Source organism: Micromonospora sp. WMMD1102, assembly GCF_029626265.1.
Classification (GTDB): Bacteria; Actinomycetota; Actinomycetes; order Mycobacteriales; family Micromonosporaceae; genus Plantactinospora.
The window spans coordinates 5447442-5471995 of sequence record NZ_JARUBN010000001.1 but is presented as its reverse complement, the minus strand read 5'-3'; the positions used below and the strand labels follow the sequence as shown (position 1 = coordinate 5471995).

General features: G+C 73.3%; 22 protein-coding genes. 6 read left to right on the top strand and 16 right to left on the bottom strand.

Features of this window, described 5'->3' with window-relative positions:
* Window positions 1-87 precede the first annotated feature (87 nt).
* Both O7626_RS24490 and O7626_RS24485 read right to left on the bottom strand, forming a co-directional pair.
* Window positions 88-1137 carry an alpha/beta hydrolase gene (locus O7626_RS24490; protein ID WP_278063449.1) on the bottom strand — a complete coding sequence of 350 codons (1050 nt, stop codon included), beginning with the start codon at window positions 1135-1137 and terminating at the stop codon, window positions 88-90.
* Between the two features lie 184 nt (window positions 1138-1321).
* Window positions 1322-1651, bottom strand: coding sequence for a hypothetical protein (locus O7626_RS24485; protein ID WP_278063448.1), 330 nt, complete (start codon window positions 1649-1651; stop codon window positions 1322-1324).
* Between the two features lie 292 nt (window positions 1652-1943).
* On the opposite strand from O7626_RS24485, the gene O7626_RS24480 reads away from it, so the two are divergent.
* From O7626_RS24480 to O7626_RS24465, 4 genes are all read left to right on the top strand, one after another.
* Complete coding sequence (locus O7626_RS24480) at window positions 1944-2435, top strand: DUF3145 domain-containing protein (protein WP_278063447.1); 492 nt, start codon at window positions 1944-1946, stop codon at window positions 2433-2435.
* 247 nt (window positions 2436-2682) lie between these two features.
* Window positions 2683-4413, top strand: coding sequence for a glycoside hydrolase family 3 protein (locus O7626_RS24475; RefSeq protein ID WP_278066295.1), 1731 nt, complete (start codon window positions 2683-2685; stop codon window positions 4411-4413).
* Window positions 4414-4567: 154 nt separating this feature from the next.
* Window positions 4568-5626: a glycosyltransferase family 2 protein gene (locus O7626_RS24470; RefSeq protein WP_278063446.1), complete on the top strand. Its 1059-nt coding sequence runs from the start codon at window positions 4568-4570 to the stop codon at window positions 5624-5626.
* Window positions 5623-7905 carry a hypothetical protein gene (locus O7626_RS24465; protein WP_278063445.1) on the top strand — a complete coding sequence of 761 codons (2283 nt, stop codon included), beginning with the start codon at window positions 5623-5625 and terminating at the stop codon, window positions 7903-7905. Before O7626_RS24470 ends, O7626_RS24465 begins: the two co-directional genes overlap by 4 nt.
* A 96-nt stretch (window positions 7906-8001) precedes the next feature.
* On the opposite strand, the gene O7626_RS24460 is transcribed toward O7626_RS24465, so the two are convergent.
* From O7626_RS24460 to O7626_RS24440, 5 genes are all read right to left on the bottom strand, one after another.
* On the bottom strand, window positions 8002-8199 hold the full coding sequence (locus O7626_RS24460; RefSeq protein ID WP_278063444.1) for a DUF397 domain-containing protein: 198 nt from the start codon (window positions 8197-8199) through the stop codon (window positions 8002-8004).
* A 551-nt stretch (window positions 8200-8750) separates the two neighbouring features.
* Window positions 8751-9098 (bottom strand): hypothetical protein, encoded by a 348-nt coding sequence (locus O7626_RS24455; protein ID WP_278063443.1) that lies wholly within the window; start codon window positions 9096-9098, stop codon window positions 8751-8753.
* A gap of 162 nt (window positions 9099-9260) precedes the next feature.
* Window positions 9261-10157: a helix-turn-helix transcriptional regulator gene (locus tag O7626_RS24450; RefSeq protein WP_278063442.1), complete on the bottom strand. Its 897-nt coding sequence runs from the start codon at window positions 10155-10157 to the stop codon at window positions 9261-9263.
* Between the two features lie 431 nt (window positions 10158-10588).
* Window positions 10589-11644, bottom strand: a complete 1056-nt coding sequence (locus tag O7626_RS24445) for a tetratricopeptide repeat protein (protein ID WP_278063441.1) — start codon at window positions 11642-11644, stop codon at window positions 10589-10591.
* A 2-nt stretch (window positions 11645-11646) separates the two neighbouring features.
* On the bottom strand, window positions 11647-13278 hold the full coding sequence (locus O7626_RS24440; RefSeq protein WP_278063440.1) for a hypothetical protein: 1632 nt from the start codon (window positions 13276-13278) through the stop codon (window positions 11647-11649).
* A gap of 163 nt (window positions 13279-13441) precedes the next feature.
* Here O7626_RS24440 and O7626_RS24435 point away from each other — a divergent pair, with 163 nt between their 5' ends.
* Window positions 13442-14176 (top strand): hypothetical protein, encoded by a 735-nt coding sequence (locus O7626_RS24435; RefSeq protein ID WP_278063439.1) that lies wholly within the window; start codon window positions 13442-13444, stop codon window positions 14174-14176.
* A 76-nt stretch (window positions 14177-14252) separates the two neighbouring features.
* Here O7626_RS24435 and O7626_RS24430 read toward each other — a convergent pair whose 3' ends face one another.
* From O7626_RS24430 to O7626_RS24400, 7 genes are all read right to left on the bottom strand, one after another.
* The gene (locus tag O7626_RS24430; RefSeq protein ID WP_278063438.1) at window positions 14253-15515 is read right to left on the bottom strand and encodes a D-arabinono-1,4-lactone oxidase; all 1263 of its coding nucleotides are present in this window, start codon (window positions 15513-15515) and stop codon (window positions 14253-14255) included.
* 10 nt (window positions 15516-15525) lie between these two features.
* Entirely contained in the window at window positions 15526-16158 is a 633-nt protein-coding gene (locus tag O7626_RS24425; protein WP_278063437.1) for a methyltransferase domain-containing protein, read from the bottom strand.
* A 134-nt stretch (window positions 16159-16292) separates the two neighbouring features.
* A complete protein-coding gene (gene fabF, locus O7626_RS24420) occupies window positions 16293-17519 on the bottom strand; it encodes a beta-ketoacyl-ACP synthase II (RefSeq protein WP_278063436.1) in 1227 nt (408 codons plus the stop codon).
* 2 nt (window positions 17520-17521) lie between these two features.
* Window positions 17522-17761 (bottom strand): acyl carrier protein, encoded by a 240-nt coding sequence (locus O7626_RS24415; RefSeq protein ID WP_107261778.1) that lies wholly within the window; start codon window positions 17759-17761, stop codon window positions 17522-17524.
* A gap of 132 nt (window positions 17762-17893) precedes the next feature.
* Window positions 17894-18823: a beta-ketoacyl-ACP synthase III gene (locus O7626_RS24410; protein ID WP_278066294.1), complete on the bottom strand. Its 930-nt coding sequence runs from the start codon at window positions 18821-18823 to the stop codon at window positions 17894-17896.
* A gap of 52 nt (window positions 18824-18875) precedes the next feature.
* The gene (locus tag O7626_RS24405) at window positions 18876-20051 is read right to left on the bottom strand and encodes an acyltransferase domain-containing protein (protein WP_278063435.1); all 1176 of its coding nucleotides are present in this window, start codon (window positions 20049-20051) and stop codon (window positions 18876-18878) included.
* Between the two features lie 134 nt (window positions 20052-20185).
* Window positions 20186-21406, bottom strand: a complete 1221-nt coding sequence (locus tag O7626_RS24400) for a helix-turn-helix domain-containing protein (protein ID WP_278063434.1) — start codon at window positions 21404-21406, stop codon at window positions 20186-20188.
* A 59-nt stretch (window positions 21407-21465) separates the two neighbouring features.
* Between O7626_RS24400 and O7626_RS24395 the strand changes: the two genes are divergently transcribed.
* Window positions 21466-22134: a phosphatase PAP2 family protein gene (locus O7626_RS24395; RefSeq protein ID WP_278063433.1), complete on the top strand. Its 669-nt coding sequence runs from the start codon at window positions 21466-21468 to the stop codon at window positions 22132-22134.
* Between the two features lie 134 nt (window positions 22135-22268).
* Here the strand turns inward: O7626_RS24395 and O7626_RS24390 are convergent, their stop codons facing one another.
* Window positions 22269-22913 carry a response regulator transcription factor gene (locus O7626_RS24390; RefSeq protein WP_278066293.1) on the bottom strand — a complete coding sequence of 215 codons (645 nt, stop codon included), beginning with the start codon at window positions 22911-22913 and terminating at the stop codon, window positions 22269-22271.
* A gap of 107 nt (window positions 22914-23020) precedes the next feature.
* Window positions 23021-24493: a histidine kinase gene (locus O7626_RS24385; RefSeq protein WP_278063432.1), complete on the bottom strand. Its 1473-nt coding sequence runs from the start codon at window positions 24491-24493 to the stop codon at window positions 23021-23023.
* Window positions 24494-24554 lie beyond the last annotated feature (61 nt).

Below are 24554 nucleotides of genomic sequence, written 5' to 3'. Positions count from 1 at the left end.
TACCAGGAAGCGAGGGTACGCCGTGCCGGCGCCGACCGGCTCGGCCACGCCAGGTCCGGGCGCCGTCGTGGTCGCGGTCGTGCCGGTTCAGCGTCCGGCCGCACCGGCGCGCAGGTCGGCCGTCCCGGAGGCCGGGCGCGGCGCGCCGTGCGTGGCGCCGGCCCTCCTGGGCTGCTCGGCGACGGTCCCGGCCCGCCTGCGCCGGTTGGCGGTGGCGGCCGTCTTCCGGGAGATCCTCCGGACCGGTCGGACCCGGTCGACGACCGAGTACAGGGCGGCGGTGACCTCGTCGGGGCGCTCCAGCATCAGCATGTGGCCGGCGCCGGGACATATCGTCAGCTCGGCCGAGGGCAGCGCCTCGGTGATCGACACCGTGCAGGGCGGCGGGGTGAGCCGGTCGCGGTCGCCGACCAGGGCCGCCACCGGCAGGTCGCCGAGGGCGGTGAGCGTCTCCAGCCGGCGCTGTGCCCCGATCGAGGGCCGGAACCCGCCGATCGAGACCAGCGAGGCGCGGGCCACCGCCGAGGTGGTGAGCCGGATGTCGGCGGGATCGCAGTCGTCGCCGAAGAGCAGCCAGCGCAGGGTCGGGCGGAGCACGTTCAGCAGAGGCGGCGGGGTACGCCAGCCGCCGAACCGGGCCAGTACCCCGGCGCAGCCGGTCTCGGCGATCCGGATCAGCCGGGCCAGCGGTGGGGGTACGCCGTAGCAGGTGTGCGTGTGGCCCTCGGCGGTGGTGGCGACCAGGACGAGCCCGGCGACCCGGCGGGCGAAGTCGGCGGAGTGCCGGTGGGCGTACTCCATCACCGTCATGCCGCCCATCGAGTGCCCGGCCAGCACCACCGGCCCGGTCGGCGCCACCTGGGCGAGCACCTCGGCGAGGTCGTCGCCGAGCTGGTCGAGGGTGGCCGTACCCAGCGTGCTGGGTCCGGAGCGGCCGTGCCCGCGCGCGTCGTACCGGACCACCCGGACGGCGTCGCCGTACCGCTGGCGCAGCGCGTCGACCTGGCGGTGCCAGGTGCGCCCGTCCAGGGTCCAGCCGTGCAGCAGCACCACCGTCAGCGGGGCGGTCTCCGGGCCCGAGACGTCGACGTGCAGCCGTACGCCGTCGGTGAGCCGTACCGAGGCGGGGTCGGGCATGGTCACCTCCGCGTCGAGCCCGGTGGCCGGGCGCCACGGGTCAGGGATACCCGCCCGGCGTCCCGGCGAATCATCCCGCGGTCCGGACCGGCCGGAGCCGCGGGCCGGACAGGTGAACGCCCCGACGCGGGATGATCCGGGTCGGGGCGTTACGGGTGGTGCGTTGGATTCGTGCCGGTGTGGATCAGGCCTCGAAGACGCCGGCCTCGACCAGCCGCTTCTCGGTGGTGTCCCAGCCGTCGGCCGGGTAGGTGGCGGCCAGGTTGTTCAGCTCGGCACGGAGCTTGGCGGCGTGCCCGGCGCCGGCCAGCACCCGGATCTCCTCGACGAAGGCCTCGGAGTCGGTGCGCAGGTGCGAGGTCTTGCCGTTGGTCAGGTTCCGCACGTAGGCGTGCTTGCCGCCGTTGAGCGGGATGAGGTACTTGAACTCGCCGAGCACGCTCAGGGCGCCACCCTGGCCTGCCTGGCCGGCACGGACGGATGCGCGCGCGGTCTTGGAGGTGTTGCTCGCCACGGGGGTACTCCTTGAAGACGTACGGGAGGACTTGGAAGTCCGAGGGGACAAGCCTGGGCGGCAGACGCCGCCGGGCAAATTTTACACGACCACGGCGATGGCCGGACGGCTACCGCCGCTGACGTGCGGTCCAACTACCGTCACCGGTACGGCTATTCCCCCGGGGCAGTTTCGTGAATCCCTGGCGTACCATCCGTCACAAGCGTCATCATGTGTTCCAGCAATCACACGAGATCACCCGCCGAGGTCGAGGTCGTAGGGGAAGACGCACCTCGCTCTCCGGGAGGTCACCGTGCCAACGCGTGGCGTCGTATACGTCCACTCGACCCCACTCGCCGTGTGCCAGCACGTCGAGTGGGCGATCGCGCGCGTCCTCACCGCGCCGGTCACCCTGCACTGGACGGCCCAGCCGGTCGATCCGGGCGCCCGTCGGGCGGAGTGCGGGTGGTCCGGCCGGCCAGGGACCGGCGCGGAGCTGGCGGCTGCCCTGAGACAGTGGCCCATGATCCGCTTCGAGGTCACCGAGGAGCCGAGTCCCGGCGTCGACGGTGAGCGTTTCATGTACGTGCCCGGCCGGGGGCTCTTCCGGGCCACCGCCGGAGCGGCCGGCGACATCCAGCTCGGCGAGGACCGGCTGCGCGCGATCATGGCGTCGGCGCGGGCCCCGGAGGCGCTGGCGCACGCGCTCGACAAGGCGATGGGTACCGCCTGGGACGCCGAACTGGAGCCCTACCGGTATGCCGGGGACGGTGCCCCGGTCACCCTGCTCACCAGGGTCGGCTGATCCGCTCACCGGGGTCGGCTGATCCGGCGCTCCGCCTCGACGAGCGCAGCTGACGGCGTGGGGTCGGTCACGCCGCCCGAGCGGTCCAGACCGGCCCGCGTCGCCTCGGGACGCCTGGGACCTGGCGAAGCGCGCTGGTCGGCGGCCGGCCGTACCCCGGTCCGCCGGGTCCTTGGTCAAGTTGCCCGGCCGGTGCCGGGCTGGTGGGATAGCGGGCGTGTCGACTCCCCTCCGGCGCGCTCGGACCGTGCTTCCCCTCGTCACCGCCCTGACCGTCACCGCCCTGACCGTCACCGCCCTGGTCGTCTCCGGCTGCGCCGGCTCGCGGCAGCCGGAGACGCCGGCCGCGCCCGGGTCGGCGCCGTCGTCGCCGACCGCTGCCGCGGCCACGCCGTCACCGGACCCGGCGGCTCGGGCGGCGCAACTGGCCGGCACCCTCGCCGACGAGGACCTGGTCGGCCAGGTCCTGATGCCGTACGCCTACGGCAACTCGGCGACGAAGGTGTCCGGCGGCTCGGCGGCCGGCAACCGGAAGCTGGCCGGGGTGGAGACACCGGCCGAGATGATCGCCAAGTACCGGCTGGGCGGGCTGATCCTGGTCGGCTTCTCCGCCGACGACCCGACCAGCGACACCCAGCCGACCACGAACGTCGACAACCCGGCGCAGGTACGCGAGCTGACCGCCGGCCTCCAGGCCGCCGCCGGGAAACTGCCGGCCGGCGCCGCCGGGGCCGCCGGTGCGCTGATCGGCATCGACCAGGAGTTCGGGGTGGTCACCCGGATCTCCGAGGGGGTGACCAACCTGCCCAGCCCGATGGCCTTCGGCGCGGCCGGCGACCCGGCGCTCACCGAGTCGGCCTGGCGGGCCGCCGGCACCGAACTCGCCGCCCTCGGGGTGAACGTCGACTTCGCGCCCAGCGCCGACGTACTCGAGGCGAACAGCAAGGTGATCGGCTCCCGGTCGTACGGGTCGGACCCGAAGGCGGCCGCGGCGCAGGTCGGCGCCGCCGTACGCGGGCTGCAGGACGCGGGCGTCGGCGCCACCCTCAAGCACTTCCCCGGGCACGGGCAGACCGCTGCCGACTCGCACAAGGGCCTGCCGGTGGTCACCGCCGACCGGAAGAAGCTGGAGTCGACCGCGCTGCCCCCGTTCGCGGCCGGGATCGACGCCGGGGCGTGGCTGGTGATGGCCGGGCACCTCGACGTGCGGGCCGTCGACCCGGGGGTGCCAGCCACCTTCTCCCGCAAGCTGCTCACCGACGTGCTGCGCGGGCAGCTCAAATTCACCGGCGTGCTGGTGACCGACGCGATGGACATGGCGGCGGTGGCGAAACAGCCGCCCGGGACGACCGCCGTCCGGGCGCTGAACGCCGGCAACGACCTGGTGCTGATGCCGCCGAACGTGACCGAGGCGTACGACGGGGTGCTGGCCGCGCTGCGGGACGGCTCGCTGCCCCGGGCCCGGCTGCTGGAGGCGGTGACCCGGGTGCTGACGCTGAAGTTCCGGCTGGCCGGGCAGCCCCGGCCGGAGATGGGCACGGTGAACAGCGCCGGGCACCAGGAGGCCGCCCGGCGGGCGGCGGCGGCGTCGGTCACGCTGCTGCGCGGCAACTGCGCCGGGCCGCTGCTGACCGGGCCGGTGACGGTGACCGCGGCCGGCGGCCGGGAGCGCAGCCGGGACCGGCTCAAGGAGGCACTGCGGGCCGCCGGGGTCCGGGTCACCCCGTCCGGCGGTGCCGTGGTGCACCTCGTCGGGTACGGCGACGGCACCGGTGACCTGCGCGCCGGCGCGGCGGTGACGGTGGCGATGGACACCCCGTACCTGCTCGGCAGGGCCGGGTCGAAGGTGCTGCTGGCGACGTACTCGTCGACTCCGGCGGCGTTGACCGCGCTCGCCGACGTGCTGGCCGGCCGGGCCCGGCCCACCGGGCGCTCTCCGGTGCCGGTCGGCAAGCTGCCCCGGACCACCTGCTCCTGACCGCCCTGACGAACCAACCCGGGCTGGCCGCTGGCCGCGCCGACGAAACCGGGCGAACCGCCCCGGTGACCCCCGGCCGCTGGTGAGCTCGGTCACTGGACCGGCTGGTAGCGTTCGACTGTCCGAAGATCTCGCGAGACGGGGGTGTACGGCGGTGACTGGCCGGGTGCCGACCCTCTCCGTGGTCGTGCCGATCTACAACGAGGAGAGCGTCCTCCCGTTGCTGGCCGAACGGCTGCGGCCGGTGCTGGACGGGCTCGGCGAGCCGTACGAGGTGGTCGCCGTCGACGACGGCAGCACCGACGCCACCCCGGTGGTGCTGGTCGGGATGCGGCGCGGCTGGCCGCAACTGCGGATCGTCCGGTTGCGCCGCAACAGCGGTCACCAGGCGGCACTGATCGCCGGGCTGTTCCGGGCCCGGGGCGGCTACGTCGCCAGCATCGACGCCGACCTCCAGGATCCGCCGGAGGTACTCGTCGAGATGCTGCGGCTGGCCCGGACCGAGGGCCTGGACATCGTCTACGGGGTACGCGCCGACCGCTCCACCGACACCCGGTTCAAGCGCTCCACCGCCGGTCTCTACTACCGGCTGGTGCGCCGCCTCGTCGGCAATGCCGTACCCGCCCAGGCGGGTGACTTCCGGCTGCTCAGCCGGGCCACCGTCGAAGCCCTGCGGGAGCTGCCCGAACGCCGCCCGGTGCTCCGGCTGGTGGTGCCCTGGCTGGGCTTCCCCAGCGGCGAGCTGAGCTACGTCCGCGAGGCGAGGGCGGCCGGCAGCACCAAGTACTCGCTGTCCCGGATGTTCCGGCTGGCCACCGACAGCATCACCAGCTTCTCCGAGGCGCCGCTGCGGGTGGCGACCTGGCTCGGTGCCGGCGGGATGCTGCTCTGCACGGTCATGGTGGTCTTCGCGATCGTCATGTATTTCCGAGACTCCACGGTCACCGGCTGGGCCTCGCTCTACGTGGCGGTGCTCTTCCTCGGCGCCGTCCAACTGCTCTGTCTCGGGCTGCTCGGCGAGTACATCGCCCGGATCTACGCGGCGGTGCAGGGCCGGCCGGCGTACTTCGTCGGCTCGGACACCGCCGAGGAGATCGACACCGCCGAGCAGGTGGCTGAGGAGGTGACTCCGGTCTCCGCTGCCGCCGCGGCGCCGCCGGCCGGGTCCGGTACCCCGGCCGCCCGGGACGGCGGCGTACGGGTGGTCCGGTGACCGCTACCGAAGCGGCGGTGGCGGACTCCGTCGCTCCGGCCACACCGGCGCGGGCCGTCGCGCTGCTCCGCTGGGCGCCGCTGCTGGTCGGCACCGGCTACTTCGCCGTGGTACTGCTGGCCGCCGACACCGCCGCCACCGACCTGCTCCGGTACGCCGGCTACCTGCTGCTGGCGTTGATCCTGCCGGGCACCCTGGTCTACCGGGCGCTCCGCCGCCGGCCGCACACCCTGGTCGAGGACGTGGCGATGGGCGCCGTCGTCGGGCTGGTGCTGGAGCTGCCCGCCTGGGCGCTGTACGCCTGGCTCGGCCTGGCCGGCTGGCTCTGGACCTGGCCGGCGGCGATCGTCGCGATCTTCCTGGCGGTGCCGCGCCTGCGCCGGCACTGGCTGGTCCGGGACTACCCCCGGCGGGCGCCGATCGGCTGGTCCTGGACGGTGGCCGGGGCGGTGGCCTTCTTCACCAGCTATCTCTCCAGCACCTTCCTGGAACGCAACCCGATCCTGCCCACCTCGGAGGACACCCACCAGTACCTCGACCTCGCCTACCAGCTCTCGCTGGCCGGCGAGGCGAAGCACCAGTTCCCGATCCACCTGCCGCAGGTCGCCGCCGAGCGGCTCGACTACCACTGGTTCGGCTACGTGCACATGGCCGCGACCAGCCTGGTAGGCGGGATCGACCTGCCGGTGGTGGCGCTGCGGCTGACCATCCCGGCGCTCTGCGCGGCGGCGATCGTGCTCACCGCCGTGCTCGGCTGGCGGGTCAGCGGCCGGCCGGCGGTCGGTGCGGTCGCGGCGGTGCTCTTCTTCGTGATCGGCGAGACCAACTTCACCGACCCGGTGACCATGCCGTTCGGCACCCAGGCGTCCTTCGTGATCTGGCACGGCATGTCGATGATCTACAGCTGGGTGCTGCTGATCGCGCTGGTTGCCGTACTCGCCGACGTGGTGGACAGGCGTCCGGACCGGCCGTTCGCGGCGATCGGCCGGGGTGCGTTCGTCCTCGCCCCGCTGCTGATGCTCGCCTCCAGCGGGGCGAAGGCCAGCTCCCTGCCGGTGGTCGGGCTGGCCCTGGCGTTCACCGCGGTAGTGCTGCTGGTCGCCACCCGGCGGATCCCGTGGGCGGTGGTCGGTGCCGGACTGGCCACCGCCGCCGCGCAGCTCTTCGCCACCGCCGTGCTCTACCGGTTCAAGGCGTACGGGATGGGGGTCGATCCGCTGGCCAACAGCCTGGAGCCGTACTGGACGCCGCCGCCGGATGGCTGGCCCCTGCCGCTGGTCTACCTGGCCGTGGTCGCCGCCTTCGTGGTGAACATGCAGCTCCGGGTGGCGGGCATCGGGCCGCTGCTCTGGCTGCGCCGGGGGCGGCTCGAACCGGTGCAGTGGTTCCTGCTCGGCGGCGCGCTGGCCGGCCCGCTGCTCTACCTGGTGTTGAACCAGCCGGGCGGGGCGAACCAGTACTTCACCCGGGCCGGCTTCACCTTCGCGGTGGTCCTCTCCGCCTGGGGTTACCTGCTGGTGGCCGACCGGGCCGGGCTGACCCGGCGGTCCGGCACGGTGCTCGGGCTGGGCGCCCTGGCCCTGGCCGGCGTGCTGGTGGCGGTCCAGTTCCGGTACGCCGGGCCGGCGGCGGGGGAGTCGATGTTCGACTGGCTGCGCCCGCTGCTGTGGTGGTCGGGTGCGCTCGCCGTGCTGGCGGTGGTCGCCGCCGGGATCTGGCTGCCGGCCAGCCTCGGCATCCAGGCGCTGCACCGGCGGGGCGCGATCGCCCTGCTCACCGCCGTCCTGGTGGTCGGGGCGCCGGGCCTGCTGATGGACATGCGCAAGTCGGAACGCTCCCCGAACGGCGGCGCGTACGCGAACATCTCGCTGCCGAAGAGCCGGGTCGACGCCGCCCGGTGGGCTCGGGACCACAGTGCACCCGGCGACGTGCTGGCCACCAACGTGCACTGCCTGGCGGTGGTGAACGGCTGGTGCGACGCGCGCTCGTTCTGGCTCAGCGCGTACGCCGAGCGCCGGGTGCTGGTCGAGGGCTGGGGGTTCGCGCCCCGGGTCGCGTCGTCGGGGGCGTACACCCCGTTCTGGGACCAGGAGCTGTTGCGGCGCAACGACGAGGCGTTCACCTCGCCGACCGAGGCCGGCCTGCGGGAGCTGCGCGACCGGCACGCCGTGCGGTGGCTGGTGGTGGACCGCTCGGTCGGGGTGGAGTCGCCGCAGTTGGGCTGGCTCGCCCGGCTGCGCTACGACAACGGCCGGATGGCCGTCTACCAGCTACGCTGACCCGCCGTTCACCCAGCTGCGCTGACCCGCCGTATACCCAGCTACGCTGACGGCCGTCGACCCTCTGCGCTGACCGGCCGTCTTGTCGAGGGCGGCTCAACCGAAGCCGTCGGCGCGGACGCGGCCCAGGAAGGCGGACCATGGGCCGGTCGCGAAGCGTAGTTGCACGGACGGGTCCTTCGAGTCTCTGACGGCGACCACTTCACCCAGGGTGAGTGTGGCTTCCACGCAGTTGCCCTCGATGCTCCGGGAACTCCTCCGCCAGATGATCTCGGGCTGCTCTGACGCCACCAACGTGCCTCCTCGCCGTGGCGCGGCCCTCGGCGCCGCTGTTCGGATGCCCCCACAACGGACTCAGCGGGCCGTTCAGACCGCCTTTGGAAATCGGGGCCGCTGGATGCGAGGGGATTCCAGATTCCGCCAGTGTAAGGAGGACAGCGAGGCAGAATCCAGCGTGGAGGCGTTGGCCCCTGTCGATCTGGGCAGCTCATCAAGGGTGCCCACTATCTGACACCGCCGGGGCGAGTGATCTTGTCGTACCGGGGAGACGTGACGAGCGGAGGACTCTATGCTGGGGCCAGGACGAGGAGGCCGTGTTGTATCTCAGGAAGCGATGAGCGTGAAGGCCAGAGGAGAGATCGGCGGGCGAACTGGTGTTCAACGGTATCCTCCGAACGGTCGAAGTTCATCGACGAATGATGACGATCCCTCGGCTCTGCGCCTCGCCGTCTACGGCGTGGCGACAGGCATGGCGGCGCTGCTGACCGCAGAGCTATTGGCCCGGGCACTCGGCAATCTCGGCGGTGCGGCGAAAGTCGTTACCTTCGCCGTAACGGTGGCGCTTGTCAGTGCAGCCGGGGGGATCTATTCCACTCCGGTCCTGAATCACGTTCGGGAAGTCGAGGCGCGGGTTCGGCGGATGCATCGCTGACCCGGCGCTGTTCGGCCCGGCTCTGCGCGACCTTCGTGATGGTCCGGCACACCATCATCACGACTCCGCCGCCGACCACGATCGCGACCTTCTTCCAGTCGAGCCAGCCGAAGAGGAAGCCCAGGCAGGCGGTGATGGCGACGATTATCGCGATCACCCGGAACAGCTTCCCACTGTCGCCGACCGCCTCGCGCAGCACACCCGCGGCCCACGACTCCGGCGGCCCGCCGGCCGGCCGGTCCGGGGGCACCGGGGTGGTCACGGTCGTACTCCGGGCAGCTTGTAACGCCGGGCCGGCGCTGGCCGGCCCGGACACACCGTTCGCCGAGCGGGCGTCGAGGTGGTGGTCACTGGGTCACTCCGTGGGGAGAGGGCGGAGGCGCGTCGACCGGCCCGGCAATCGGCGACCCGCCAGAACACGGTGCTAGCCCACCGTTCGGCTTGCGGTTTCCCACTCCACGTCCGCGAGGGTGACCGCGCGGGCCCGGAGTTGGTCGAACACCTTCACAAACTGGTCGACCTTGTCGGGTTGGTCCCGGGTCGACAGTTCCCCCGCGCTGTTCTCCATGTAGAGCAGCGAATCGCCGTACGGCTCGGGCAGTTCCAGCACCACGAAGCCCCCCTGGAGCCCCGGGTGCGCGCCCCGGCTCGACGGCAGCACACGTACGTCGACATTCGGCACCTCGGCGAGTTCCGCGAGATGCGCCAGTTGGTCGGTCATCAGGTCCGGCTGTCCGCTCTCCGCGCCGACGGCACGGCGGAGAATCCCCTCGTTGAGGATGAATTCCGCCTTGACGGCGTCGGACTCCTGGATCAGCAGTCGCTTGCGTTCCATCCTGACCCGGATCTTCCGTTCGATCAGGTGCTCGACCTCCCTGCGGTCCCGCGCCGGCAGCGAATCGACCATCCGTACGGCCCGCAGGGTCGCCCGGGCGTATTCCGGAGTTTGCAGCGGTCCGGGGACCACATTCGACTCGTAGTGCATGATGTGGTCCGCCAGTCCCTCGAATTCGAGAAAGTGGAGGAATTCCTTGGCGAAGATGTCCCGGTATTCGGCGAAGTTCTGCTGACGCGCGGTCTTGGCCATGTCGAGCAGCTCGGCGACGGCTTTCGGGTCGTCCAACCCATAGACCTGGAGCAGTGCCCCGAGGTCGGTGCGGGTAATTGCGACCTCGCCGAGTTCGATCCGGTTGACCTTGGACTGCGACCAGTCGAGCCGGTTGGCGACGTCGGTCTGGGTGAGGTCGGCCTGGGCGCGCAGCTGGCGGAGCCTCCGGGTCAGTCTTCGACGCTCCGCAGCGGATCGTGGACGCTCAGTCATCGCCATGGGTCCTCGCGTAGAGTAGTTTGATCATCGGGTTACCCGTCCTGCATACAGCTTACCGCCGTATGCGGTCCGGGTTATTCGTGGCGCCCTCGCGGAAAGGTGTGGTGACCTGCGTCACTCGGGCTGCCGTACCTGACCATCGACTGTGGAGCCGCCATGGTGTGTCCTCCCACGGCTCGTCGTTGCCTACTCAGAGTTGCGGACGTTCTGCCTGCTGTTCCCCGAGGGTCGCTCCGGGACGTCGGGCAACCGGACCTGATGTACCCAGGCTACGCGTCGTCGTACCCGGCGTAACACCGGGATGGCTCTGTGGATTCCTCCGCCGGAGGAAAGCCGTCTTCGGGCCCCTCATCTCACTATTGCGAAGCTCTTGCAGGGGCTTATCCGTGGCGCGGGCGCGGCAGATGTCCGGAATGGACTACCGGTCACAACCTTTCGAGATCTTCGGCCACCGCCCGGGTGGCCGGATGCCCGGTGCCGAGAATGCGCTGGCGTGCCGTGTGCACGGCGGAGAGATTGGCGAGCGCCGACTCCCGGCGCCCCTGGGCGTACTCCAGGAGCGCGAACCCGTGCCGGACCTGGAGAGTGCTGGGATGCTCCACCCCGAGGATCTGCTGGCACCCTTGCAGCGCCAGCCGGTACTCCGTCTCCGCCTCCGGCCCCCGGCCCTGCCGGACGAGCAGGTTCGCCAGCGCGTACCGGGTCAGCGGGATGTCCGGATGGGACTCGCCGAGCACCGCCGTCCGCTCGTCGAGTACCGCCCGGAACTCGGCCTCGGCCTCCGGCCAGCGCCCCCGGTCGGCGACGACCCCGGCCAGGCTGCACCTGGTCCGCAGGGTCTCCGGGTCCGCCGAGCCGAGCCGCTCGGTCCGGGCCTTCAACACCGCCCGGTACGCCGACTCCGCCTGCTCCAGCAGCCCCTGCTCCCACAGCACCGCCGCCCGGTAGTAGCGGGCGGCCAGCCGCTCGGGATCGTCCTCGAAGAGTCCGACCTGCCGGTGCAGCCGGTCCACCTCGTCCAGCAGCCGGGCCGCGTCCGCCGTCCGGCCCAGGTGCAGGAGCAGCAGGATCCGGTCGCAGTGCACGCCCGCCGCCACCCGGTCCAGCTCGCGCAGCGCGTCGGGATAGCCGCCCCGCTTCTCCAGCTCGGCCGCGGTCTCGTACCGCCGGATCAGCAGGCCCGGCGACAGTCGCGGCCCGCCGGGCGGGGTCCGGGGGCCGACCTCCGGCGACGCCGCCCGCTCGGACCGCCCGGCCTCCAGGGTCTCGGCCAGGTCCTGCCGGCCGACGGCGGCCAGTGCCTCCGGCAGCTCGTCGAGCCGCCTGCGCGCCTGCAACCACCGCCAGATGCCCTGCGGCTCGTCGCCACGGGGGAACCGGTCCTGCTCCGGCCCGTCGATCCCGAGCTGGACGCAGAGATCCGGCCAACTGCTGTGCAGCCGGCCGTAGAACTCCCGCTCGGCTGTGGCGGTGAACTCCACCGTCAGGCGTCCTCGTCGAGCAGGCGCACCAGGTCCGGCCGGTCGAGGGCGAGCAGCGCGTCACGCAACTCCGGCAGCCGGCCCCGCACCTCCAGCCAACGCCAGATGTGCCCCGCCTCCCGGCCCTGCGGCAACCGGTCCACCTCGTCCGGGCGCATCCCCAGCAGGTCGGCGAGCTCCGGCCAGCTGTCCGCGAGACGCCGGCCGAACAGGATCTTGGTCAGCCCGGAGTAGTCGTCCCGGCCCGAACCCGCCGGACGTGCCGCGGCCTCCGCCGGACCGGGTCGGGACATGCCGGGCGGCACCAGATCCGCAGCCGCGGCGGCCCGCTGTGTCGTATCCCCGACCGGGCCGGCCGGTGCGGCGACCGGGGCGGTAGCTGCGGCGTCGGCGGGCGGCGCCGGCCGGGGCGTGCTCGGCGGCGTGGTGAGGTCGACGGGTACTCCGCCGGAGTCGTCGCCGAGCATCCGGATGGCCAGCGCGGCCAGCTCGAAGTGCCACCACCGGTCGGGCAGCGCGACGTCGGCGCGGCTCACCGTGCGCAGTGCCGAGGCGGCGAGCACCAGCCGGTGCTGCCGGGCCCACTGCTCGACCAGGCCGTACCGGGCGGCCGGGCCGGCCGCCGCCCGGTAGACCGCCTCGGCGACCTCCAGATAGCCGGCGATCGGCGGGGTACGCGGATAGCGGTCCGGGGTCACCAGCAGCTCGGCCAGGCTCGACCGGAGCGCCGAGTACGGCGCGAGGCCGGGCAGCCAGCGCTCGGCGATGGCCAGCAGCAGCTTGACCGGGTCCCGGGAGACCGGGGTGCTGGGGGAGAACCGCCCCAGGTCGATCAGCCGGAATTCGGCGGCCCGGATCTCCCGGCCCACCGGGATCAGGATGTTGCCGGGGTGCAGGTCGCCGTGCCCGTTGCCGCTGAACACCTCGATCTCGTCAACCGGGCCGCCGCCGAGTGGCGGGCGGTCGACCTGGCCGAACAGCAGCGCGAGCGGGTTGGGCAGCGGATCGGTCCGGCCCGGCACCCGGACCAGCTCGGACGGATCCCGCACGTCGAGCCCGGCGACCCGGGCGAAGTCGCGCAGGCCGGCCAACTTTCCGGCGAGATCCGCCCGGAGGAACTCGCCGGTCGGAACGCTCTTGCTCTCCAGGCCGGCGTTCCCGGACCAGTCGTCCACGATGGCCGCGACGATCGTGCCGCAATACGCGGCGAGCTCGGCGTGGTCGACGAAGCTCTCCAGCGTCAGCATGGCGGCGACGTCGCCCTGGGCCACGTCCTGCAGGTGCAGCCACCAGGAACTGCCCGGCAGCGGGTTGATCCGGTCGGTCCGGACCAGGTGCCGGTCGTAGAAGTCCGCGGGCGTGCACTGGGCGGCCAGCTCGACCGCCCGCGACTCGGCGGCGGCCAGGTGCGGCGGGACCAGCTTGAGGATCGCCCCGCGTTGCGGGCCCCGAAGCGGGCGCAACCGTACCGAGGCCACGTAGGAGCCGCTGCGGCCGTCGGTGAACCAGCGATGGAATGTGAGATCGAATGCCTGTCCCTTGATCCATTCCGAAAGCGCGTGAAACAGATCCTTGCCCAGAACCTCGGCCCAGGCGAGCGGGTTGGTAAGTCGACCCTCTGTCGATTCGGCCATCGTCTGGACACCGTCCCGGCGGTCGGCAGCAAAACGGCGCCAGGCGCCAACGGCTTATCCCACCACACCCCCGACCGCCTGACAATCCACCCTGGACACCCGTCCGACCCGATCACTTTTCCGATCCGGATACCCTGGATATATCTGATCAAGGAGCGTGAGATTGACCGAGATCGCCGCCCGCACCCCGGAGCAGCCGCCCGATAAGACCTCCGCCGCCGACACCGCCGATACCGCTGCCGCTGTTACCGCCGACGCCGCTGACGCCGCTGTTACCGACGCCGACGCCGCCGCTGTTACCGACGACACGGCCGCCGGTTCGGACCCGACTTCGGCGGCGGAGCGGATCGACCTGCTCCAGTGGCACCTCGACCGGTACGACCGGTCCCGCGCCTCCACGTCGAGCCGGGCCTCGGTGGTGCTCAGCGCCAGCGCCATCCTCTCGGCCGGCAACGCCGTGGTGCTCGCCCAGTTGCTCGGCGGGTCCGCCGCCGACCGGCTCGGACCGGTGCCGCTGGTGCTCTTCACCCTGGCCAGCCTGGTCAGCGCCGGTCTGGTCGTGCTCTCGCTGCTCCGCGCGGCGAGCGTGCTGGTGACCATCCGCCCCAGCCGGGCCATCCTCGGCAGCGGAGCCGAACTGCCGGAGGCGCTCGTCTTCAACGGCACCGACACCGTGCGCCGGCTGCACTCCTTCGCCGAGTTCCAGGCCGCGCTGGCCGGGCAGCGCGACCCGGAGATCCGCCAGGCCGCCCAGGTCGAACTCTGGATCGGCATCCAGCAGCACCGGCAACGCTACGTACGGCTCCGCGAGGCGGTACGGCTGCTCCGCTACGCCGCAGTGGCGTTCCTGTTCATCCTGGCCGGTGCCATGATCGGCAACCTCTTCCTACAGCTCTGACCGCCGGTCCGCGGCTCCGTCCAGCTCGACCGGGCGCGGCCACGCCCAGCTCAGCAGGCCCCCGGCCACGCCCAGCTCAGCCGGCGGCCGGGAAGTAGCGGTCCAGCATCTCGTTGCGGAACTTGCCGGCCGGGTCGTACCGGCCGACCAGCTCGGCGAAGTCGGCGTACCGCTCGTAGCGCTCCCGCAGCGCCTCGGCCGGTACGCCGAAGAGCTTGCCCCAGTGCGGCCGGGCCGCGTACGCCGCCAGCCGCTCCTCGACCGCCGCCAGCACCGGCAGCACCGCGTCGGTCTTGACCCAGGTGAAGTGCACCGCCGCGCTCTCCCGGCGATAGCTCGGGCTCAGCCACAGCTCGTCGGCGGCCACCGTGCGGATCTCCGAGATCTGCAGCACCGGAGCGATCCGGTCGGCGATGCCGTCCAGCGCCCGCAGCGCCCCGACCAGGTGCTCACGCGGCACGAAGTACTCCGACTGGAGCTCCTCGCCGCTGCTCGGGGTGAACTCGAGCCGGAAGTGCGGCAACCTGGCGTGCCACGGCCCCGGCACGCCGAGCTGCTCGGTGCAGTGCACCGCAGACACTCCCGGCACCGGGTGCCGGGGCTCGGTGGCGAGGGTGGCCGAATACCAGTGCGGGTCGGCCGGTGCCGGGTCGGAGCCGTCGACCCGGCGCTTGCGCCACACCTGGTTGACCAGGGGACCGGTCCAGTCGGTGAAGAGGCTGACGCTGTAGCCGGCGCCGAGGATCTCGTCGGGATGCGCGTCGAACTCGGCCCGGGGCAGGTCGTCGTAGACGTACTGGGCGAGTTCGAAGGCCGGGACGACGTCCAGGGTGAGCCGGGTGACCACGCCGAGCGCGCCGAGCCCGACCACGGCGCCGGGAAAGTCGGCGTCCCCCCGGCGCAGCGTGACCAGGTCGCCGTCGGCGGTGACCAGCTCCAGTGCGGCGACGGCGGTGGCCAGGTTGCCGTTGCCCAGCCCGGAGCCGTGCGTGCCGGTGGCGCAGGCGCCGGCCACCGAGATGTGCGGCAGCGAACCGAGGTTGTGCAGGGCCAGGCCGGCCCGGTCCAGCTCGCCGACCAGGTCGCCGTAGCGCAGCGCCGCCGAGACGGTGACGGTGCCGGCCGTCCGGTCGACCTCCAGCACCGCCGGCAGGTCGGCCAGCGAGACGAGGTCGCCGGTGGTGTCGGCGATTCGGTTGAAGGAGTGCCCGGTGCCGAGGGCCCGGACCCGGTCGCTGCCGGCGACAAGCGCGCGCAGCTCGTCGACCGAGCCGGGCCGGTGCAACCGGCGGGCCTGGAAGTCGACGTTGCCGGCCCAGTTGCGCAACGGGGAGCTCATCGCGGGCCGGTCACTTCGGGTCGGTCACGAGTGCCGGGGTTCGCATCCGCATCATCCAGTGGCTGGTAGGTATCCGGGTCGCGTCGTCGACGACCTCGCCGTCGACGTCCGCGAAGGTCTCCCGGCCGAGCGCCACGAACGCCTCGGGGGTGCGGACGTACTCGCCACGGTCGTTCTTGGACATCCACCGCGAGATCGGATGCTGACCCGGCACCAGGGTGGGGTCGACGGCGATCACCCGGCCGCCCGGGGCGAGCGCCTTGGCCGAGACGGTCAGCACGTGTCGGCACTCGTCGTCGGAGAGGTGGTGCAGCAGCCCGAGCAGCAGGATCGCGTCGGCCGGCGGGATCTGCCCGAGGTGCTGCTCGCCGAAGACCTCGCAGCGGAACTCGACCTGGTCGCCGCCCCAGCGGCGGCGGGCGTGCGCGATGTACTTCTCGCTGGTGTCGAAGCCGTGGTAGCGGACCTTCGGCAGCCGGCCGAAGTAGTAGGCCGGGCCGCAGCCGACGTCGATGATGGTGTCGCCGTCGGTGAGCGCGAGTTCGTCGAGGCAGCGGTAGCGGAGCCGGTCCGCGCCCAGGCCCTTCTGCAGGGCCACGTACAGCGCCTCGTGCCCGAGCAGTCCCTTCAACGCCGCCAGCATCCGCGCCTCTCCTCAGCTCGCTCGTCCGCTCGCCGTCCTGCGAGAACGGCGCCCGCCGCGCCTGGGGGCGCGGCGGGCGCCGGAACGAGCCGAAATCTACCACCGCCGGACCCGGGCAGAGCCGGGGCAGGCGGTCAGGGCCGGGCGAAGACCAGTACCGCGTTGTGGCCGCCGAAGCCGAACCCGTTGTTCAGCGCCGCCGGGATCTCCAACTGCCGGGCCTTGTGCGCGACCACGTCCAGGTCGAGGGCGTCGTCCGGATCGTCGAGGTTGATCGTCGGCGGCACCACACCATCCCGGATGGCCAGGATGGTGGCGATCGACTCCAGGGCACCGGCCGCACCGAGCAGGTGCCCGGTCATCGACTTGGTCGCGGTCAGCACCGGATGGTTGCCGAGCGCGGAACGCAGCGCGACGATCTCGGCGATGTCACCGACCGGGGTGGAGGTGGCGTGCGCGTTCACGTGCACGATGTCCGAGCGGTCGATGCCGGCGTCGGCGATCGCCATGTTGATCGCCCGGATCACCCCGCGTCCCTCGGGGTGCGGCTGCACGATGTCGTACCCGTCGGAGGTGAGCGCGGCACCGGCCAGCCGGGCGTAGACCCGGGCGCCGCGCGCGGCGGCGTGGTCGGCCCGTTCCAGGACGACCGCGCCGGCCCCCTCGCCGAGTACGAAGCCGTCCCGGCCCTTGTCCCACGGGCGGGAGGCGCGTTCCGGGTCGTCGTTGCGGGTCGACATCGCCCGCATCGAGGCGAACCCGGCGATCGGCAGCGGGTGCACCACCGCCTCGGTGCCGCCGGCCAGCACCACGTCGGCGCGGCCGGAGCGGATCATGTCGAGGCCGAGCGCGATCGCCTCGGCCCCGGTGGCACAGGCGCTGGCCACCGAGTGCACCCCCGCCTGCGCACCCAGTTCCAGCCCGACCCAGGCGGCCGGGCCGTTCGGCATCAGCATCGGCACCGTGTGCGGGGAGACCCGGCGCGGCCCGGACGCCTCCAGGATGTCGTCCTGGGCGAGCAGCGTCTGCGCCCCGCCGATGCCGGAGCCGACGCTCACCGCCAGCCGCTCCGGCTCCGGCGGCGAGTCGGCGAGGCCGGCGTCCGCCCAGGCCTCGTGCGCGGCGATCAGCGCGATCGCCTCCGAGCGGTCGAGCCGGCGCAGTTTGACCCGGTCCAGTTTCTCGGTCGGTTCGACCGCGAGCTGGGCAGCGATGCGCACCGGAAGCTGCTCGGCCCACTCCTGGGTGAGCGGACCCACCCCGGAGCGGCCGGCCAGCATGGCTTCCCAGGTCGACGCGACGTCCCCGCCGAGCGGGGTCGTCGCGCCGAGCCCGGTGACGACGACGTCGGGACGACTCATGATCAGGACTGCGCCTCGATGTAGGCGACGGCGTCACCGACGGTCTTCAGGTTCTGCACGTCGTTGTCCGGGATCTTGACGCCGAACTTCTCCTCGGCGGCCACCACGACCTCGACCATGGAGAGCGAGTCGACGTCGAGGTCGTCGGTGAACGACTTCTCCTCGGCGACGTCGTCCGGGCTCACCCCGGCGACCTCTTCGAGGATCTCGGCGAGGCCGGCGGTGATCTCGTCACGGGTCATTGTGGTTCTTTCCTCTCCATGGATGGATGTCGGCGGCGGCGGATCCGTCCGCCACCGCTGGTCAGCGTTCGACCGGTCGGAGTACCCGCGGTCCGGCCGGCGGGATCGCCGCCGGTGACCCGGAGTACCCGGTCAGGGGCATCGGACGACCTGTCCGGCGTAGGTGAGGCCGCCGCCGAAGCCGAAGAGCAGCACCGGGGCGCCGGACGGCACCTCCCGGCGTTCGACAAGCTTGGAGAGGGCCAGCGGCACGCTCGCCGCCGAGGTGTTGCCGGACTCGACGATGTCCTTGGCGATCACCGCCTGCGGCATGTCCAGCCGCTTGGCGATCCCCTCGATGATCCGCAGGTTGGCCTGGTGCGGCACGAAGGCGGCGATCTCCGACGGTGCCACCCCGGCCCGCTCGCACGCCTTGAGGGCGAGCGGAGCCAGCGCTGTGGTGGCCCAGCGGAAGACCGACTGACCCTCCTGCTGGATGTACGGGCGCCAGCCCTCGATCCGCACCGCGTCGCTGCGCTCCGGGACCGAACCCCAGACCACCGGCCCGATCCCGTCCGGCTCGTCGTCCCCGGTCGCGGTGACCACTGCCGCCCCGGCCGCGTCGCCGAAGAGGATGCAGGTCGACCGGTCGGTCCAGTCGACGAAGTCGGAGAGCTTCTCCGCGCCGATCACGATCGCGTTCCGGGCGGCACCGGCCCGCAGGGCGTGGTCGGCGGTGGCGAGCGCGTAGGAGAACCCGGAGCAGGCGGTGTTGACGTCGAACGCGCCCGGGGCGTCGATGCCGAGCTTGGCGGCGACCCGGCAGGCGGTGTTCGGGCTGCGGTCCACGGCCGAGCAGGTGGCCACCACCACGAGGTCGATGTCGGAGGCGGCCAGCCCCGAGTTCGCCAGCGCCTTGTCGGCGGCGGCCGCGGCCATGTCGGCGACGGTCTCGGAGTCGGCGATCCGCCGGGTGGCGATGCCGACCCGCTCGCGGATCCAGGTGTCGTTGGTGTCGACGATCCGGGCCAGGTCGTCGTTGCTAAGTACCCGCGACGGCTGGTAGTGGCCGAGCGCGATCATCCTGCTCACCGGGCCACCGCCGGGCGGTGGTCCGGGATCTCCCGGTAACCGGTCATGAAAGCTGTCCTCCGATGCGGGCGACGGGCTGGCCCGGGGCTACCGGGTCGTCGTGCTGGGCGAGCCATCCGGTGAGTACGCCGGAGTCGTGCGCGGTGACCTCGACGCTGCCCGCACGGGTGCTGACCGTCCCGACGACCTGCCCGGACCCGACGACGGCGCCCTCGGCCAGCTCCGGCGCCGGGGTGAAGGTGCCGGCGGCGCCGGCCAGCACCACCCGGAACGGGGTGGCGGGCACCGGCCCGGCCGGTCCGCCGTGCCGGGCGATCAGGTCGCGGGCCGCCGGCAGGTCGGCCGGGGTGTTCAGGGTGACGATCTCGGGTACCTGCCCGGTGCCCTTCAGCTCCCGCTTGATCAGCCCGGCCAGGGTGCCGGCCGGAGCCAGCTCGATCACGGCGGTGACGCCGAGCGCGACGAGTTGGTGCACGCAGCGGTCCCAGCGGACCGGGGCGGTCACCTGGCGGACCAGCCGGTGCAGCATCTCCCGCCCGTCGCCGACCGGGGCGCCGTCGGCGTCGGAGAGCAGGATCCGGGCCGGGTCGGTCGGTACGATCCCGGCCGCCACCGCGGCCAGCGCCCGCTCGGCCGGGGCCATGTACGGGGTGTGGAAGGCGCCGGCCACCTTGAGGGCGATCACCTTGGTCCCGGCGGGCGGGTTGGCGGCGAACTTGGCCAGCCGGTCGACCGCACCGGCGATCACGAGCTGGTTGGCGCCGTTGGAGTTGGCCAGGTGCAGTTCCTGCGCCTCGACGGCGGCGAGTACCTCGTCGGGGTCACCGCCCATCACCGCCGACATCCCGGTCGGCTCCAGGGCACAGGCGGCGGCCATCTCCCGGCCGCGTACCCCGGCCAGCGTCACCGCCGCCTCCGGGCTGAGTACGCCGGCCAGCGCCGCCGCGGCCAGCTCGCCGACGCTGTGCCCGGCGGTGACCCGTACGTCGTGCAGCGGCAGCCGCTCGGCGGCGAGCAGGGCGGCGGCGACCAGCAGCGGCTGGGTACGCGCGGTGTCCCGGATCTCGTCGGCGTCCCCTTCGGTGCCGAGCCGCACCAGGTCGACGCCGGCCAGCGCGGACCACCAGCGCAGTCGCGCCTCGGCGCCGGGCAGGGCGAGCCACGGAGTCAGGAAGCCGGGCTTCTGGGAACCCTGGCCGGGGGAGAGTACGGCGAGCACGCTTACGACTCTGCTGGATCATCGGTTCCGGCGCGGGTGCCGTGATGTACCAATCCGCACTACCAGCTTTGTGAGGACCCTACAAAGATCTATCGCGGTGACGGGCTCGGCGTCCCGTCTGTCCGGTACCGCGCCTACTGTCCCGTCCCAGGTCCGACCGGTGCGGACGGGTCCAACCGTCCGATCGTCAACGCCATCCGCAGCGCGAAGGCGTCCCGGGCGGTGAGCGGAGAGAATCCGGTCACATCCGCGACCCGGCGCAGCCGGTAGCGGACGGTGTTCGGGTGCACGAAGAGGGTCCGGGCGGCGCTCTCCAGCACCCCGTTGGCGGCGAAGAACGCGTCCAGGGTCTCCATCAGTTCGCCGCCGGCCCGGACCAGCGCGGCGTACACGTCCTGGCGCAGCGCCCGGCGGGCCTCCGGGTCGCCGGCCAGGGCCCGTTCGGGCAGCAGGTCCGCGGCGGCCACCGGGCGCGGCGCGGCCGGCCAGGCGGGTGCGGCCCGGAAGCCGGCCAGCGCCGCCCGGGCCGAGTCGGTCGCCGCGTCCAGGCTCGGCACCGCCGGCCCGACCACCACCGGGCCGGGGCCGAAGCCGGCGAGCATCTTCGCGGTGGTGGCCAGCGGGTCGGTGGCGCCGCCGAGCACCAGGACGAGCCGGTCGCCGTGCACCCCGCCGATCATCTCCAGCCCGAGCCGCCGGGTGACCCGGTAGATGGTGTGCAGCACGGCGGTGACCTCGCCGCCGGGGGAGCGGCCGACCGCCACCGCCACCGGCGGGGCGTCGGACCAGCCCAGCGCGGCCGCCCGGCTGGCCAGCACGTCGGGGGAGTCGCCGCGCAGCAGCGCGTCCACGAGCAGGGCCTGGAGCCGGGCGTCCCAGGAGCCGCGCGACTCGGCGGCCCGCGCGTACACCCGGGCGGCGGCGAAGGCGATCTCGCGGGAGAACCTGAGCACCGCCTCGTGCAGCAACTGCTCCTCGCCCGGCGCGGCGAGGTGCGGCACCTGCTCCTCCACCACGTCGATGGTGACCTTGATCAGGGCGACCGTCTGCTGGAGGCTGATCGACCGGGCCAGTGCCCGGGGCGCGGCGGCGAAGACCTCGTCCGGGCTGTCCGCCAGGGCGTCGGCGCCGTTGCGGTCCTCGGCGCTCGGCAGCGACCGGAGCCACTCGACCAGGGACCGGACGCCGGCCTGGGCGACGAGCATCACCCAGGAGCGCTGCTCGGCCGGCAGGTCGCGGAACCAGGGCAGGGTCTCGTCCATCCGGGTGACGCTGGCGCTGGCCAGCGTGCCCGCCGCCCGCTCGATCCGGCGCAGCGTGGCCGCCAGGTCGCCGTCGCCCGCCTCGCTCGCCATCGGCCCAGCGTGCCACGCGAAGCCCGGCCGGTGGCCACCGGCCGTGGCATCATGTGCCGATGGTCGCCCGCCCACCCCTGGTGGTCCCGCTGCTCGCGCTCGCCGGCTTCCTGGTGCTGCTCGCGGTGACAGTGGCCGGCTGGGCGCCGCCGGACCGCTTCGACACCGCCGTCAGCGACGCCTTCCGGGGGTACGGCGACGCCAGCCCCCGGCTGGTCGACGGGTTGCGGATCGCCACCGACGTGGCCGCCACCATCCCGTTCCTGGTCGCCGGCCTGACCGTGGCGGTCGGGCTGGCCGTCCGGGGCGGGCGCCGGGCGGCGGCGTTCGTTGCCGGCGTGACGGTGCTGGTGCCGGTGCTCTGGGGACTGATGCACTGGCTGGTGCACCACCCCCGGCCCGAGGACGGCTTCGTGGTGATCACCAGCAACGGCTTCCCGAGCGGGCACACCAGCAACGCGGCGGCGGCGGCGCTGGTGGCTGTACTCCTGCTCTGGCACCGGCTCGGCCGGCCGGCCCGGCTGCTCGTCGTCGGCCTGGCGGTGGCGTTCGCGCTCTTCGTCGGGCTGACCCGGATCGCCCTGCTGGCGCACTGGCCGACCGACGTGCTGGGCGGCTGGCTGCTGGCGCTCGCCGTGGTCCCGCTGGCCGCCCGGGTCGCCCGGCACCCGGCCGCCGCCAGCCCGGCCCGGCCACCCGACCGGCACCCGGACCGGGCCGTCCGGTAGCCGCAGCCCCGCGCACCGGCGGGGCCCGCGCCGCACGGATGCGAGCTGCACGGATGCGAGCTGCACGGATGCGAGCTGCGCCGGTCCGTGCTGCGCCGGGCCGGTCCGTGCTGCGCCGCGTTGGAGAAGGCCGGTCAGGGTGGTGGTGGCAGGGCCAGTTCCTGCGCCAGGATCGCGGCCTGCACCCGGCTGCGCAGTCCGAGCTTGCCGAGGATCCGGCTGACGTGCGTCTTGGTGGTGCTCTCGGCCATCGCCAACCGCTGCGCGATCTGCTGGTTGGACAGCCCGAGCCCGAGACAGGCCAACACGTCCCGCTCCCGGGGCGTCAGCTCGGCCACTGCCGTACCGGCGCCGGCCGGGGTGACCGGGGCGGTGGCGGCGAAGGCGGTGATCAATCGACGGGTCACCGCCGGTGCGATGATCCCCTCGCCCCGGGCGACCGTACGCACCGCCTCGACCAGCCCGTCGGCGTCGGTGTCCTTCAGCAGGAACCCGGACGCGCCGGCCCGGAGCGCGCCGAAGACGTACTCGTCGAGGTCGAACGTGGTGAGCACCAGGACGTCGGCCAGCCGTTCGGCGACGATCTCGGCGGTCGCCGATACACCGTCGAGCCGGGGCATCCGGACGTCGAGTACCGCCACGTCCGGCCGGAGCCGCCGGCACAGCGCCACCGCCTCCTCGCCGTCGGCCGCCTCGCCGACCACCGTCACGCCCGGCGTGCCGGCGAGGATCAGCACCAGACCGGCGCGTACCGCGTCCTGGTCGTCGGCGACCACCACCCGGACCTCCCGGTCCGCCCCGGCGGCGTCGAGGGTGTCGGGCCGGTCACCGCCGGCCGGGCCGCCGGGCGCGGTGAACGTACCGGCGTCACCTCGATCCGGCCCGGTCACGGCCGGCCCGTCGGCGCTGCCCCGCCGACGTCCTCGGCGGCCTGGCCCGGTACGGCGGCACCGGGCGGTGCACCGGTGGCGCGGGCCGGTGTGGCTGGCGCCTCGGCGTTCGGCAACTCCGCGTGCACCCGCCAGCTCGCACCCCTCGGCCCGGCCTCGAACCGGCCGCCGAGCAGGGTGGCCCGCTCCCGCATCCCGATCAGTCCCGCGCCCGCCCCGGCCAGCCTCGCGCCGGCCGCGAGCCCGGCGCCCCGGGGCTCTCCGGCAGCGGCGAGCGGATTCTCGATGGTGAGGCTGACCGACCGCCGCTCGTGGCAGATGGTCAGGACGGTCGGCCCGGCGCCGTGCTTGAGCGCGTTGGTGAGGGACTCCTGGACGATCCGGTACGCGGCCAGGTCCACCCCGACCGGCAGCGGGCGTACCTCGCCGGTGCTCTGGAACCGTACCGTCAGGCCGGCATCGCGGGCCTGGCCGACCAACCGGTCCACCTCGGCCAGCCGGGCCTGCACCGGGCCGTCGCCCGTGCCCAGCCGGGCGGGTTCGCCGCCGGACCCGGTCGCGTTGCCGGGTGTGGTCGCGCTGCCGGCTGCGGTCGCGTTGCCGGCTGCGGTCGCGTTGCCGGGTGTGGTCGCGTTGCCGGGTGTGGTCGCGTTGCCGGGTGTGGCAGGGGGCGGTGGGGGCACCGGGGCGGCGTCGGCCGGTTCCCGGAGCAGGCCGATCATCTGTCGCATCTCGGCGAGTCCCTGCACGCTGTTCTCCCTGATCACCCGTAGCGCCTGGTCGAGCTGGGCCCGGTCCAGCCCGGAGACCGACAGTGCCGCCGTGGCGTGGATCGCGACCGCGCTCAGGTGGTTGGCGATCACGTCGTGCAGTTCCCGGGCCATCCGGCTCCGTTCCGCCGCCACCGCCTGGCGCCGGTCGAGTTCGGCCAGCCGGGCGGTCTGCTCGGCCCGGGCGCGCTCGGCGGCGGCCTGGTCCCGGTACTGCCGCACGCTGATGCCGCTGACCACCGGCAGTACGCCGATCAGCACCACCGGAATCGCCAACCCGATGCCCTGCCAGGCCGGGGTGGCCAGCAGCACCCCGACCAGTGCGGCAACCCCGGCCAGCACCAGGTTGGCCCAGAGCAGCCGGCGCCAGAGCCGCGCGGACCCGTAGACGCAGGAGTCGAAGAGCACCTGGGTGTAGACGAGCGTGGTGGCCAGCGACGAGCCGTGGACCAGGTCGACGACGATGGCGACGGTGCCCAGCGCGAGGCCGAGCCGGGTCGCCACCCGGCGCAGCGCCACAGCGAGGCAGGTGACGGCGAGGGTGCCGACGGTGAGCCCCGGTGGGGCGTCCAGCAGGCCGGGGTTGAGCGGGTGGTACACCCCGAGCGCCATCATCAGCAGTCCGCCCGCCAGGGACGCGGACGCCAGCGCGACGTCCCGGGACAGGGAGCCGCGTTCCAGGCTCAGCCGTGCGGTCACCTCCCGATCCCACCACAGCGGCGGGGCGTTTCCGTCGGCCCCGGCGACGAGGCGTACCCGG

What these genes read in the sequence shown, in the direction of transcription:
- O7626_RS24490 (WP_278063449.1), bottom strand. Translation starts at nt 1,137, where the DNA reads ATGCCCGACCCCGCCTCGGTACGGCTCACCGACGGCGTACGGCTGCAC.
- O7626_RS24410 (WP_278066294.1), bottom strand. Translation starts at nt 18,823, where the DNA reads ATGATCGCGCTCGGCCACTACCAGCCGTCGCGGGTACTTAGCAACGAC.
- fabF (WP_278063436.1), bottom strand. Translation starts at nt 17,519, where the DNA reads ATGAGTCGTCCCGACGTCGTCGTCACCGGGCTCGGCGCGACGACCCCG.
- O7626_RS24450 (WP_278063442.1), bottom strand. Translation starts at nt 10,157, where the DNA reads ATGACTGAGCGTCCACGATCCGCTGCGGAGCGTCGAAGACTGACCCGG.
- O7626_RS24415 (WP_107261778.1), bottom strand. Translation starts at nt 17,761, where the DNA reads ATGACCCGTGACGAGATCACCGCCGGCCTCGCCGAGATCCTCGAAGAG.
- O7626_RS24395 (WP_278063433.1), top strand. Translation starts at nt 21,466, where the DNA reads ATGGTCGCCCGCCCACCCCTGGTGGTCCCGCTGCTCGCGCTCGCCGGC.
- O7626_RS24400 (WP_278063434.1), bottom strand. Translation starts at nt 21,406, where the DNA reads ATGGCGAGCGAGGCGGGCGACGGCGACCTGGCGGCCACGCTGCGCCGG.
- O7626_RS24430 (WP_278063438.1), bottom strand. Translation starts at nt 15,515, where the DNA reads ATGAGCTCCCCGTTGCGCAACTGGGCCGGCAACGTCGACTTCCAGGCC.
- O7626_RS24440 (WP_278063440.1), bottom strand. Translation starts at nt 13,278, where the DNA reads ATGGCCGAATCGACAGAGGGTCGACTTACCAACCCGCTCGCCTGGGCC.
- O7626_RS24425 (WP_278063437.1), bottom strand. Translation starts at nt 16,158, where the DNA reads ATGCTGGCGGCGTTGAAGGGACTGCTCGGGCACGAGGCGCTGTACGTG.